Source organism: Nostoc sp. NMS7 (assembly GCF_017115085.1).
Classification (GTDB): domain Bacteria; phylum Cyanobacteriota; class Cyanobacteriia; order Cyanobacteriales; family Nostocaceae; genus Nostoc.
The window spans coordinates 42,072-56,051 of record NZ_JABXKJ010000009.1 but is presented as its reverse complement, the minus strand read 5'-3'; the positions used below and the strand labels follow the sequence as shown (position 1 = coordinate 56,051).

General features: G+C 38.1%; 9 protein-coding genes. 5 read left to right on the top strand and 4 right to left on the bottom strand.

What is annotated here, in order from left to right; translation table 11 throughout:
• Positions 1-40 precede the first annotated feature (40 nt).
• The 3 genes from HWQ38_RS01110 to HWQ38_RS01100 all read left to right on the top strand — a co-directional run bounded on the left by HWQ38_RS01110 (position 41) and on the right by HWQ38_RS01100 (position 2,655).
• Positions 41-250 carry a hypothetical protein gene (locus HWQ38_RS01110; protein ID WP_292789333.1) on the top strand — a complete coding sequence of 70 codons (210 nt, stop codon included), beginning with the start codon at positions 41-43 and terminating at the stop codon, positions 248-250.
• A gap of 331 nt (positions 251-581) precedes the next feature.
• Entirely contained in the window at positions 582-2,099 is a 1,518-nt protein-coding gene (gene xisF, locus HWQ38_RS01105; RefSeq protein WP_292789330.1) for a fdxN element excision recombinase XisF, read from the top strand.
• Positions 2,100-2,274: 175 nt separating this feature from the next.
• A complete protein-coding gene (locus HWQ38_RS01100) occupies positions 2,275-2,655 on the top strand; it encodes a hypothetical protein (RefSeq protein ID WP_292789327.1) in 381 nt (126 codons plus the stop codon).
• A gap of 658 nt (positions 2,656-3,313) precedes the next feature.
• Here the strand turns inward: HWQ38_RS01100 and HWQ38_RS01095 are convergent.
• Positions 3,314-3,553 carry a hypothetical protein gene (locus HWQ38_RS01095; RefSeq protein WP_292789324.1) on the bottom strand — a complete coding sequence of 80 codons (240 nt, stop codon included), beginning with the start codon at positions 3,551-3,553 and terminating at the stop codon, positions 3,314-3,316.
• A 167-nt stretch (positions 3,554-3,720) separates the two neighbouring features.
• On the opposite strand from HWQ38_RS01095, the gene HWQ38_RS01090 reads away from it, so the two are divergent.
• On the top strand, positions 3,721-7,218 hold the full coding sequence (locus tag HWQ38_RS01090) for a HEAT repeat domain-containing protein (RefSeq protein WP_292789321.1): 3,498 nt from the start codon (positions 3,721-3,723) through the stop codon (positions 7,216-7,218).
• Between the two features lie 204 nt (positions 7,219-7,422).
• Positions 7,423-7,998: a hypothetical protein gene (locus HWQ38_RS01085; protein WP_292789319.1), complete on the top strand. Its 576-nt coding sequence runs from the start codon at positions 7,423-7,425 to the stop codon at positions 7,996-7,998.
• A 70-nt stretch (positions 7,999-8,068) separates the two neighbouring features.
• Here HWQ38_RS01085 and HWQ38_RS01080 read toward each other — a convergent pair whose 3' ends face one another.
• The 3 genes from HWQ38_RS01080 to HWQ38_RS01070 form a co-directional block, all read right to left on the bottom strand.
• A complete protein-coding gene (locus HWQ38_RS01080) occupies positions 8,069-11,761 on the bottom strand; it encodes an AAA-like domain-containing protein (protein WP_292789317.1) in 3,693 nt (1,230 codons plus the stop codon).
• A 10-nt stretch (positions 11,762-11,771) separates the two neighbouring features.
• Positions 11,772-13,391 carry an AAA-like domain-containing protein gene (locus HWQ38_RS01075; RefSeq protein ID WP_292789315.1) on the bottom strand — a complete coding sequence of 540 codons (1,620 nt, stop codon included), beginning with the start codon at positions 13,389-13,391 and terminating at the stop codon, positions 11,772-11,774.
• Between the two features lie 78 nt (positions 13,392-13,469).
• Positions 13,470-13,724, bottom strand: a complete 255-nt coding sequence (locus HWQ38_RS01070; protein ID WP_292789312.1) for a hypothetical protein — start codon at positions 13,722-13,724, stop codon at positions 13,470-13,472.
• Between the last annotated feature and the right edge of the window lie 256 nt (positions 13,725-13,980).

Below are 13,980 nucleotides of genomic sequence, written 5' to 3'. Positions count from 1 at the left end.
CAGGGCTATGGAGCTTATTTTATCAGTATCCTAGCCTTTTTTGTCGCCCCGTCAGCAGCAATATACTAGTGCATTAAAAGCAGCTAAAACAGCTTATATCGACGATTTCTATTGGCAGGGAGGACAGCCCTACAAAGCTCAAGAGATGCAAGTGGGTGAACAACTTCATCAAACCCGCAAAACAAAAAAACGGCAACGTGTTGAAGGAGTTGTAAACATATTAGGCTACATACTCTGGCAGTGGGCTTAATATTTCTTTACCGATCCCGAAAAACCGATTTGACACTGATTACTTTCAGTTATTTTGGAATCAGGCTAATTGAAAGCCTGATTTTTTATTACTTCCTGTCCCAATTTACTTGCTACTTAAGCAACTTAATTAGGCATGTTTTTTGTAGCCAATTACTAAGTGTATAGGGCGTATTTTGATTAGCTTCTCATTCTGTTTATGCTTAATTTGTGCATAGCCGGCCTGCTTTGTGTATGCACAAAATGATAGACTAATTCTAAGCTTTAATCCTAAAACTCATCATCTATTGGAGCGACTGAAACCTTTGTTGAAGTTAAATCAGGGAGTAAAAATGAAAAGAATAATTGGTTACGCCAGAGTATCTTCTCGTGAGCAAGCCGAAGACCATCAAGCTTTAGAACAACAAATCGCCCGTCTCAAAGCAGCTGGAGCGACTGAAATGTTTGTTGAAGTTAAATCAGGGCGGCGAGATGATAGAGCCAAATTAAATCAAGTTATGATTTTAGTGCAACTAAAGCAAGTTGATGGAGTAATTGTCACCAGAGTAGATAGAATTGCTAGGTCTTTACCCAAGTTGCGACAGGTTATTGATGTTTTTCTAAATTCTGATGTCAACCTGGTCATCTTAGATCAAAGTATTGATTTAAGTACATCTCAGGGGAAATTAATGGTCAATATACTCGGTTCCTTTGCTGAGTTAGAAGTGGACATGCTATCCGAAAGAGTCAAACATGGAAAACAACATGGGAGAAATCAAGTAAAAGCTTGTGAGCAAGCTCCTTGGGGTTATGTTGTTAAAGATAGCAAGTATGTTTTAGATAACAGTCCCTATCTTTGCCTAATTACTGAAGATAGACCAAAAAATTACCTTCAGTTGAAAAAGTCTGATATACCTCTTGAACAACTTCCGGGAAGAACTGTAGCTCAACTAGGAAAGGAATTTATTCAAAGCTACATCCAAGAAAAAAGCATCAGAGGAGCTTTGAGATGTGTATTTAAAAAATATGGAGTAGGTAAAACCAGTGCCAAAATCAACTCTCATGACCGAGTATTTTATTGGACACAAAGAGGTTTTTCTCTTTGGTTAATTAATCCTGTACTTTGTGGACACACATCTTACCTGAAAGAGAATAAAAGAAATCACTTAAAACATCCTAGTGAATGGACAACTATTAAAGATACTCATCCAGACCAAAGACTGATGACTGATGAAGAGGCAGCAGAAATTCAATATCTGCTTGAATTCAATAAAAAGATAGGTAGCGGAGCCTTGGGACAAAAAGCTGATGTCAACAATCATTACCGAGAGTATGCTTATCAAGCAGGAATGATTTTTTGTGGAGAATGCGGCTCCAAATGTACTATTAAATATACTTATAGTAAGAAAAAACGGTATTCTTACTATGCCTGTAGATATTCCCAATTAGGTTGTAGTAATTCTCGCTCAGTTATGCCGCAAAAAATTGAAGAGAATTTAATTAAAATTTTAGTTCGGAAGTCTCAGAAGTTTGCGATAGGCTCGGACTTTGATGATGACTATATTTCACCCAACTCAGACCGAGTTAGTACATTACAAGCCAAGCTAAAAACGGCATCAGAAATTTCTGACTCCGATCCAGATTTGGAGAAATTTAAGCAGAAGCTACGTCAGCAGATTGCATCAGCAGTTGATTCATCTAGTGAAGATTACCTGAGTAGTTGTACAGCTAGTGAAATTCTGCGGACTGGGGACAATTTAGCTTTCTGGCATACGCTGTCTAACGACGAGAAAGTTGGAGTTTTTCCCCGATTGGTTTCTCAAATTTTTATCCACGATGGAGAAGTGAAATCGGTTGTTTTCATCGATTAGTAGACGTATCTTGAAAGTCTACTTTCACCCAGGATTGTGAGAGCAGTAACCGATGTACTCTCTTGCAAAAGTCCGTGGACTGCTCTGTTTGGGGGAAAATTTAATACCTTTAACCCTTCTCCCAACCCCCCATTTGAATAATTTGTCTAGTTTCATCTCTAGGAGCGTATTAAAGATGATAAATTCTCTTGAACAATTTCAACTAAATAAACTTAGAACCCAGATTGCCTATGCTATTGTGCTGAAAAAAGAGAATTTTCGGAAACCAGAGGTAATTGGTTCGCTTAGCTGTCCCTTTTGCCAATCCCAGCTAGTTTACCAGAGGATGCAGCGCAAAGATGGCGATACCCATATTTGTCGCCAATGTCAACACAACTTCTCAATGGAGTTGGTTGATGGGTGTAGATGTTGGTTTCCAGGAAAGCTTGCCAAATGTCATGATTGTTCTCGCTTTCAAGCGATGCTACCACTGCTCAAGGAAGCGAATGATGGTTTACGTAATCTCAGTCGCCAAGAGTTAGAAAGCTTATTGTCTCACCTCTATAAACAGGGATGAAATGAGCATCCGAATTTTTCAATGACCAAAATGGTTTTATCAATAGGTATGAAGTTAACCCCAGATGGGTGGTACGATTCATGAATTCTCTGTAAAGAACATGAATCTTTTTCGGAACTTGCCACCACTAAGGCTGTATATCCCTACATACCGAACCACTTATACAGTAACCGGGGCATTGAATTTATGAAGCCCCATGTAAATTTCTAGCTTTACTAAAACTGCTCTCAAGTCAAAACTTGAGAGCAGTTTTGCATTCTCAATCAGTAACAGCAAAGCGCTCGCGCTTTGTCCAAACGGATAAACACCTCGCACCTAGAAAAGCTAACTTACATTTCCTGACTTCCAACTTACTTAGCCGGGATACCTGTAAAATAGGACACGTTGTAAATTTTTGTTGCAGAGCGTGTTTTATTGATTTACCAACTTGCCCATAAATGATATCGGGGCAATCAAATTTTTGCACGATAAAATCAACTCTTCACCCCAATAGTCCCTTAAGCTTGCCCATAAACAATCATTTTTGGTGATGTTTTCATCTTGAGTTGACATCAAAACCATGTTTTAAAACAACGCTAAATCAATGGTTTTAACTCTTTTGCTTTACAAAACTTCACAACGTGTCCCAATTTGCACGTATCCCGGCTGTACCCCTAATCTACTGAGATTTTAGAGTTTTAATCAGGGAAGCAACCGCACCAATTACGATTGCAACACTTAGGGCGATCGCAAAGGGACTATAAGGGTTTTGCAGCAATACAGGTGTAATATCAACTTGGTATGGCGCATTGCCAGAGCCAATTACTGGGATAGCTTGCTGCGGCTTAACATCAAGTCCTTTGACTGCCTTTATCACTTGTGGCGTGGGTTGGTTTTGATTGGCCTTTGTCATCGTCATAATTCCGTCTCAATTGGTTATGAGACAAAGTTACGTTGAGTGAGAAGTGAAGCGCTGGACATTTAGGGACTGGACGGGGACAGAGATTAATTGACCTTTTCTGACCCAAAAAAAATCAACGAATCCCCTAAAGTAGAAATATCTTCATCCGCACAAATAAATTAACTATGGGGGAAACACGGAATCGCAATAGTGTTCGAGTCAATGAAGAGGGAAAAAAGAAACTTCTAGATGCGAAGGCTGCAATTGGTAAGTATGAAGGCAAGCGTCTAACTCAATTGGAACTTGCCGGACGTGCCGCAGTGGGTGAGAAGACGGTTAAACGCTTTTTTAGTGGTAAAGAAGATGTTGATTGGGAATCTGCCAGTGCGATCGCCAAAGCCTTAGATTTAGAACTAATAGACTTAATCGATGTAAAAGCGACGACTCTGCCACTTGAAACTACAGCTACTTCTATTGACTGGCATGAAGTGTGCAGCACCATGCTAGAACCGCAGCGCCGGATGACCAGCAACCCCTTGATGCAAAATGAATCTGCTAAAAAAGAAAGAAAGCAAATTTATGTTCCCCTAGCACTGGTGCAGAGGACGAAAACAGATAAACGCAACAAGGAAGATTTTTCCCCAGATGCGGGAACACGTCTTTATGAGCCGGAGTATGAAACGCAGCAGCGATTTGAGCATGAAGCTTTCCTAAGTCAAATTCTAGAACGCGGCTCAGGTAAAACCAAAGGTCAGCAGATAGCTGTGATTGGGGAACCAGGTGCAGGGAAGACAACACTGCTGCAAGCGATCGCTTTTTGGGTTTTAGAGAAAGACTTAGGATTGCCCATCTGGGTTTCTCTGGCAGATTTGGGACGAAATGGAACTTTGACAGATATTCAAACATATATATTTAATAGTTGGCTTGAGCAAGCAATTCCCCTAACACAGTTAACTCAAGAAACACGGGATGACTTGACAAACCAAATTCAGCAGGGGCGAGTGTGGCTGCTGTTGGATGGGGTGGATGAAATATCTGGAGGGGAAGCTTCTCACCAGCCATTAGAGGAAATTTCTCGTCAGTTAACTGGATGGGTAGGGCGTTCATCGCGGGTGGTTTTAACTTGTCGGCTGAATGTTTGGCAAGCAGATCGTAATGCACTAGAAACCTTTGAAACCTATCGCTTACTTGACTTTGACTATCCCCAACAGGTACATCAGTTTATCGATAATTGGTTTGTGGAAGATATTGAAAAAGGACAACGGTTAAAGACACAATTAGATTCATCTGAACGGGTGCGCTTGCGGGACTTAGTGCAAACTCCCCTGCGGTTGGCGCTGTTATGTGCTATTTGGGAAAGTGAGGAGGGTAATTTACCAGAGACAAAGGAGGGACTGTACCATCAGTGTGTGCAGCAGTTCTACAAATGGAAACAAAACTGCACAGTTCCCTTCCGCACCAGCATCAAAGATCAATGGAATTTAAATCAGGCATTGGGACGTTTAGCCTTGCGGGATATCAATGAAGGCAGTTCACGGTTCCGGTTGCGGGAAAGTTTCATTATTAAGGATAAGGAATTAGGCTATCCAGATGATGAGACTTCGTTGTTTTACAAAGCATTAAAACTCGGTTGGCTGAATGATATAGGGATTGCGGCGGAATCTCCCAGCAAAGAAAAAGTTTATGCCTTCTACCATGCGACCTTTGAAGAATATTTCGCAGCGTTGGCTGTTGACGAATGGTGCTATTTTCTAAAACACGTTCATGAGAACCCAGAACAAGGAACCTATCGCATATTTGAACCACAGTGGAAAGAGGTGATTTTGCTGTGGTTGGGGCGAGAACATATAAAAGAGCAGAAGGAAGAATTTATTAAGGCATTGGTACAGTTTGAGGATGGGTGTAATAGTCAGAGTCAAATTCCTGACTGGAAAGGATTTTATGAATACCGAGCCTATTTTCTAGCCGCAGCCGGGATTGCCGAATTTAAAGACTGTAGTTTGGCAGATGTAATTGTGGCACAAATAGTTAAGTGGAGTTTCGGTTATTTCAATTCTGAAAAGCAGGAATGGCAGAAATTTAACATAGAGATACAACATAAGGCTAAAGCAGTAATAGAAGAGACGGAACGCAAAAAAACTATCACGGTATTAGAGGAGTTAATAAGAAATTCTCTAGATGAAGATACTTGTATGCAAGCAGCAGTAACTTTAGGGAAAATAGCTAAAGATAATCCCATAGTTGTCAAGGTATTAGAGGAGTTAATAGGAATTTTTAAATCTGAAAGAATCGGTATACAAACAGCATTAAATTTCGGGGAAATAGCTAAAGATAATCCTATAGCTATCACAGCATTAGTGGAGTTAATAGGGAATCCTCAATCTGCAAATAATCGTATAGAAGCGGCAGTCTTTTTAGAGAAAATAGCTAAAGATAATCCTATAGCTATCACAGCATTAGTGGAGTTAATAGAAAATTCTCAATCTGAAGATACCCGTATACAAGCAGCAGAAATTTTAGGGAAAATAGCTAAAGATAATCCTATAGCTATCACAGCATTAGTGGAGTTAATAGAAAATTCTCAATCTGAAGATACCCGTATACAAGCAGCAGAAAGTTTAGGGAAAATAGCTAAAGATAATCCCATAGCCATTAGGGCATTGGTGGAGTTAATAGAAAATTCTCAATCTGAAAATACCCGTATACAAGCAGCAGAAAGTTTAGGGAAAATAGCTAAAGATAATCCCATAGCCATTAGGGCATTGGTGGAGTTAATAGAAAATTCTCAATCTGAAAATACCCGTATACAAGCAGCAGAAAGTTTAGGGAAAATAGCTAAAGATAATCCCATAGCCATTAGGGCATTGGTGGAGTTAATAGAAAATTCTCAATCTGAAAATACCCGTATACAAGCAGCAGAAAGTTTAGGGAAAATAGCTAAAGATAATCCCATAGCCATTAGGGCATTGGTGGAGTTAATAGAAAATTCTCAATCTGAAAATACCCGTATACAAGCAGCAGAAAGTTTAGGGAAAATAGCTAAAGATAATCCCATAGCCATCACGGCATTAGAGGCGTTAACAGAAAATTCTCAATCTGAAAATACCCGTATACAAGCAACAGAAAGTTTAGGGAAAATAGCTAAAGATAATCCCATAGCCATCACGGCATTAGTGGAGTTAATAGAAAATTCTCAATCTGAAGATACCCGTAGGCAAGCGGCATTAACTTTAGGAGAAATAGCTAAAGATAATCCCATATCCATCACGGCATTAGTGGAGTTATTAGTGAATTCTATGAATGTATTTATCCCTATACAAGCAGCAAAAAGTTTAGGGAAAATAGCTAAAGATAATCTCACAGCTATCATGGCATTAGTGGAGTTATTAGGAAATTCTCAATCTGAATATATCCGTTTACTAGCGGCAGAAACTTTAGGGGAAATAGCTAAAGATAATCTCACAGCTATCATGGCATTAGTGGAGTTATTAGGAAATTCTTTGAATGTAATTACCCAGATGCAAGTGGCAGATAATTTAAAAAAATTGTTAACAAAATCTGAAAATATGAAAGTAGTTGTCATCGTTTTGAAAAATCACTTATCAAATCAGGCTTACGAAGTTATCTGGCACTGCACCCAAACTATGACTTATCCAGCCTTTTATCAAGCTTGGCATCGCTAGTCAGCATTGAGCCGAGATACGGATACCGTTGACGAAATATCATTTTGAGGCTCTGATTACACGTAATTGCCCAAATGTGTAATGCAGAATGACTCAAAAGGTGTAACAATGAGCTAACTACAAATTTTTACCTTAATTGCGAAATTTAGCCTATAAACCATGTAGTAATAGGTAAAATAGGATGCCGCGCTTACGAGGTAGCACATGGAGCCATTAACTGCTGGTGCGATCGCTTTCACAACCTGGGTAGTGGGTAAAATCATTGACTGGTCAACAGACAAAACCTTCGATATAGCTTCAGAAAGGCTGATGCAACTTCTGAAGCAGAAATCCCCAGATACAGCCAAAGCTTTAACGTTAGCAAAGGAAAACGCCGCCTTACCACCAGGCGAACGAGAAGATATTGGTGAAGCTGTTTTGGTAGAAGAAGTGAAAAAGGCAGCAGCCACAAACCCAGAAATTAAAGCAGCAGTAGAAGCTTTAGGAAATGATATCAATCAAGTTGTAACTGAGAATCTCGAAGTAGAAAAGCGATTAACAACTGTGATTGAAAATTGGCAAGGGATAAATATTAAAGGCGGAAAGCCAACTATCAAGAACAACACCCTTAACTTTTGTACAGTGACTTTTTATTTGTCGCTGTGCCAAATTAATGTCATCAAGGGTATGAAGCCTGAACTCTCTAGCGTTCAGCTTAGAAGCAGTACAGGTAACTTACAGGCTATATCAACACACATTGCTGCAAACCTAAAGTGGGTAAGGCGTAGCTTAATGACATGAATTTATCTCAACGTCATTTAATTTGTCACTGTACAGCAAGTGTGATCGGATGATTATTTTAATTTTATTTTTATTTGGTAGTTTTTATACTCAAATGGCAGAAATCATAAAGTTCTTTTTGCTCATCCTGATGAGTAGCAAGATAATCTTTCAACCAAATACACCCATCCTGCATAAGTTCATCTAAATATTTAATCTCCCAAACTATTGCTGTACCATCATCTCCTGCTGTCACGAGACGTTTTCCATCTTTGCTAAAATTTACACTTCTGACAATCCCTTCATGCCCTTTCATATCTGCTAAAAGTTGCCCAGAAGTAGTCCACAGTTTAACTGTACCGTAACGACCAACAGTAACTAAAATATTATTTTGATTATTTGGGGTTTCTCTAAAACTAACATTTTTGACACTGCCTTGATAAGTTTTAGTTTCTTGTAGGAGCTTTCCTGATAAATCCCAGCGTCGAATTATGCCATCGTCACCAGCAGTAATAACTTCTTGGTCGTGATTAATAAAACTGACCCCATATATATTTCCGCGATAACCTTTAGATTCTAATTGTATTGCTTTTCTATCTTGAATTTTCCAGAGTTTTGCTTTACCATTTTCCCCAACTGCGACCAGAAAATCAGAATTACTGAATCTAACAGCTTCAACTTTTGCCCCCAAAGTGAATGGGTCATATGCCGATCTCCCAGTACTAAGTCTCCATAATTTTACTGTAGCGTCGTCTTCACTCCCACCTGACGCTAGTAAATCGCCACTTTGATCAAAATTTATACTCCAGATAGCACGCTGATCTGTTTTAATCAGTTGCGGCTCACTGGAGTTTGCTCTCCATAGTCGGATAATACTATCACTTCCAGCAGCAGCAATCACATTTCCATTGGGTTGAAAGCGAACACTTTTCAGTTGAATACCTGGTTCTTTGATTATTTCTTTATATTTAGGTTCAGATTTAGTTGATATATCCCACAACTTAACTTTCCCATCATCATCAGCTGTCGCGATTGTTTTTCCATCCAAACTAAAACGAACGCTATATATTGGTTTTCTATTAGTGTCTTTTTTTCCTAGAACAACTAATTCTGGTCTTCCTTTGACAAATTTATCGACTTTCCAAATTCTTACAAGACCATCATTCTTCCCCGCAGTAGCAAGTTCTAGTTCGCCTTTATTGACATCATCCGAAAAACGAAAACTAACAATACTGCCTTGATGTCCCTGAAATTCTGCGAAATTGTGATGCTTAATTAAAGAATTATCTTCTTCTATTTCCCACAATTTAATCATGCCGCCTTTACTGGCAGTTACCAAAATATTAGAATTCTCTGTAGGGCTAAAACGAACAACTTCAACACCTTCTGGGTCTACTGGAATGGTTAATAATGCTTTATCTGGTTTTAAGGGATTCCATATTTTCACTGTGCCGTCATCCGAGGCTGTGGCAATTTTACATTTTGAGTTAGTAGTATCTTTACATTCATGGCTAAAATTGACGCTGTTAATCCTTTTTTCATGACCTTTAAATTCTTGAATCAGCTTGATATTATCATCATCTAATTCCCATAACTTTGCGATTCTGTCATCTCCACCGGAAACAAATCGCTTGTTATCATTACTCCGATTCAAGCTTTTAATACTTGGTTGATGAGTATCGCACTCATCAGTATTATCCTGTTTATTTTTACAATTTTTGTGAGCATTTTCTGTCGCAATTAGACTTGCTTGATTGCCTGATAAATTCCACAATTTAATGCTTCCATCTTCTCCAGATGTTAGTATTTGATTATTGCTTAAGAATACAACATGGTTTATTCCTTCCTGTTCGGTGTCCTTCTCTAATAAAGGCTCTTTTCTTCCTGCATATATAGATTTTATATCCCAAACCTTGAGTAGCTCATCTTTACCACCAGTTGCAAACTTAGTAGGGTTTTGTTCAGGTGGAAAATCAATAACTCTAATTTCCTTGTCGTGAGCATTAAATTTTATCTTTTGATTATTTTCTTGATTACTTTTATTAGAATTGATGGGAGTCAGTTGAACTGTACCATCCTGACCAGCAGTTGCTATTTGGGTATTATTATTGAACCTGAACCAACGTAGACTATTTATCCCTTCCTGACCGGGATTATATTCATTGCTTTGACGGAAACGTTTGTCATTGAGAATTGTCTGTAATGCTAGTAATGGTGTCACAGTTGGATATTCTTGAAAATTATTGCTATTTCCAACCATGTTTTTCAAACCTTTTCCTACATTCATCGCCAAAGACAAGGATTCGATTTGTGCATTTTCAAATTCTCTTAATGCTGTTAGAGCAGCTTGTTCTAGCTTGGTCGCTTGTTCTGCTTGTTGTCTCTGTTGACTGGCAATCAATACTGTACTGGCAGCTATAACAAAAAAGAAAAGCATTATCACAATGCCTATACGCGTTAGTTTGTTAGCTCGTCGTTTAGCATTATCTATAGTACGTTTAGCTTCTCTTTCAGCTTCTTTTTGTTCTAATTTTTGACTATCTGCTAAAAATTGATAATCTCTAACACTTAAACTTTTGTCTGCTGACCATTCTTGAATTTGTTGTAATTCACAACCAGTTAGTAGTTGGAATTCATCTTGACGGTTAGATTGTAACCAAGCTGATATTTTTTTGACATAAAACGGAGGATACAGTTTATTTTTTTCTTTATCAATCCAATTCAGGTTAAAAACTTGCTCATAAATATAATTATATACTTTTAATTTTCCTTGTTTCTTCGTAACTAAACCAGATAAACGTAATTCAATTTTTTCTGCATTACCATCAGCAATAATTTCTTTATTTTGTAAAATATCTTCGTACAATTCCAGTAGTTTCAAGCTCCCTGGATTACTTTTTAAGATGCGATCGCGTATCGTTCTTAAATGCTCTGGTTCGTCTTGCGCTTCCCAATTTTCGATAATGTGGTGTTTCACAAAATCCTTAATACCTGTGACATCAATCCCATCTGGAAGAAATTTACAAATCTTCTGGGTGAGAAAAGGTTGTCCACCTGTGAATCTTAAAATTTCCGCCATTACCGCTTGAGGATTACTAACTCTACCTATTAATCCTCTAACTAAAGGTTCTGCATTTTCTAATTGAATGCCATTTATTTCAATTGCTCTACCAATATTAAAAGGTGTAGCATTTTCATCAGCAATTAAATTCGATGGAGTTACTACTCCTAAAAGGGTAAAAGTTAGACGTTGATATTCGGGATTATCAGCGCGTTGATTATAGCAAGAACGAATCCAAGCAAAAAAATCATCTGTAAAACTGAGTCTACGGATGTAATCTATTTCATCAATAAAAATGACAATATTTCCAACAGCGTAGTTAAAAATAATCTCTTCAAGAAACTTGCCCAATCGTCGTAAAGAAGGCAATGAATTATGACTAGACCACCAATCATCACAATCAATGGTTTCGTATAATTCTAAACTGTTAACCAAACAATCAAAAATTCCTGTGTACCATTTTTCTTGTGTAATATCAGTCACACCAATTAGAGTGAGATCGATTGCCGCACAGGTAATACCTTCTTGCTGCAATCGTCGCATAGTTCGCACCTGCAAGCTGGATTTACCCATCTGTCGAGAATTGAATACGTAACATAAATCTCCTAATTTTAAAGCTTGATACAAATCTTCATCAGCTTGTCGCGCAACATAAGTAGGGGAATCAGCAGGTAAACTTCCCCCTACTTGGTATTGGTAGTTTGGATTGAGATTTCCTTGCATCAATTTCCCTCTAAACTAAATGCTCTCGAAAGTAAAACCGATACATATCGCACACTGGCACAACATTATTTACTGCATATTTAACTAGTCCCATACTGCGTAACTGGGCTGCTATCTCATCATCTATGCTTATTGGGTTATTAGCATTTACCACATCCTTCATAGCTGTAGATAATTTTGGATTTTTTTTCAAGTTAGATAAATGATTCCGCAAGTGATTACCATACAAACCTTCATCTGTGGATGCTTTCTCTAGCAATTTTTGCAGTGTTAGTTCTTTATGTGCGATTTTGCGGAGTCCTAACCGTAGTAAATAAGGATGTCCACCAATCATTTCTATTAGGCTCTCTATTTCCTTTTCAGTCCAATTAATTCCGTGACGCTGTACTAAATCATTTATTTGTTTTTGCGTAAAATCCTTTAATTCAATTATTAATCCAACATTAGATAAAGATGATTGATTCAAGGAAGTGTCAACCCTATGGGAATGTGAAATTACTAACCTGATTTTTTCCCATATTGGCTTTGTTCTAGAAGCTTCATACCAAGTGCGTAATAAGCCAAAAAACTCGTTTGCAATCTCTGGATATTGAAAAATTAAGTCTACATTATCTAATGCTAAAACGAGGGAATTATTGAAATTTTGTAAAAGATATCTTTGAAAGTAGTTTGTACAATTGATTTTTGGAGACCTTGAATCTTGCCAATAATCTACCAAGTTATCCTCTATATTTAATTCATCAGCTATATTTAAACAAAACCATTGCAAGAATTTATCTAGATTAGTAAATAAATCTTTTTCTGTATTAAAAAGGTTAATACATATAGTTTGATAACCTTGTTGTTGAGCAGCATCAAGAATCCTTACCATTAAAGAGGTTTTTCCCCATTGTTGGGGAGCTTTGATTCTGATTAATGCTCCAGGCTGTAAAATTTGGCTGTGATAATCAGATTCAATAGTCGGATTATTGATATAGAACGGAGAATTCAAAGGTACTGACCCTTCTGGATTTTCCAAGAGGGGTATAAAGTGATTAACACTACCGTTTTCTTGTGGCGAAATCGTGACGTAAGTAATATCTCTACTTTTCAATACTGGGGTTGCAGATTCAGGAATCCCTTCGAGTGCGATCGCGCTACAACCAAACTCATAAGCATCTTCATAGCTGCGGTTTGCCCCTAAAGCATCATAAAACCCCACCGCAAACTTTATCGCTGCTCTATCCCCAATTACCTGATTCATCCCAATCACGCGATCAACACGCTGGAAAATTGCCTCTGCTTGAGCTTCGCTGTAGCAAGCATTTAACAAAACACATTCAGTTTTTTCAAATAACCCAAATAACCTTGCCAACGAATTAGTACTTACTGCTTGTATTGTTCCTGCGCTGTTCTCTAAACACAAACCATCTTTCCTCAATCCATGTCCGGAAAAATGGACTATTTCTGGTTCGTGGTCTAAAAGCGCACGACGCAAGTCATCAGTACGTACTGCCCATTTTGTAATAATTTCAAACTTATCTCGACTTCTCGCACGTTCCAATCCTGCCTGAATTTCCCGCACTTCTTCATCCAGACGCAGCTTTGATGTATTTATAGGATTCGCGGACAAAATCAGAATTTTCTTCATATTTCTAATAGACTATTTGACAAATAGGCAGATATATCAAGTTTGATAAAGTATTGATCGTGTTTAATTATAAGGATTTTAGGATGGTGTTTTTAGGCAGTCGAGACTTTCTCGACAACGAATCTTCAGTACATTCCGGTAATAAACTGGACGAATTGTATCTCCCCAGGTTTTGGATTTTTTCACGAATTGCCAGACGATGACCAAAACCGGGTCTCTGACCACTGCATTAATTGCATTTAACAGCAAATCCAGGTTGACCATAACAAGACTCATATTATCAGTAAACCACAAAGTTTTGAAAACGAACGTAAAAATAGGGGTTTCAGCCATCGGGAATCAGTCAGCAAACACTATTGGTAATAGAGCGATCGCTTCCAGGTAATTAGGGGCATCGTCTGAAATGGTCAATTTAACGTTGTTTTGTGAGTTTTGTGATATCCCTGGCTTTAGCTGAAATGTCCAGATGGTAAGACTTTTAAAAAACTTTTTGGTTTACTGATTATGGACAGTCTACTACGCCACAAGCCCCATTACTCCGTTGAGAGACACGCCACTAAGAAGTTATTGCGAACTATTATCAATTAAG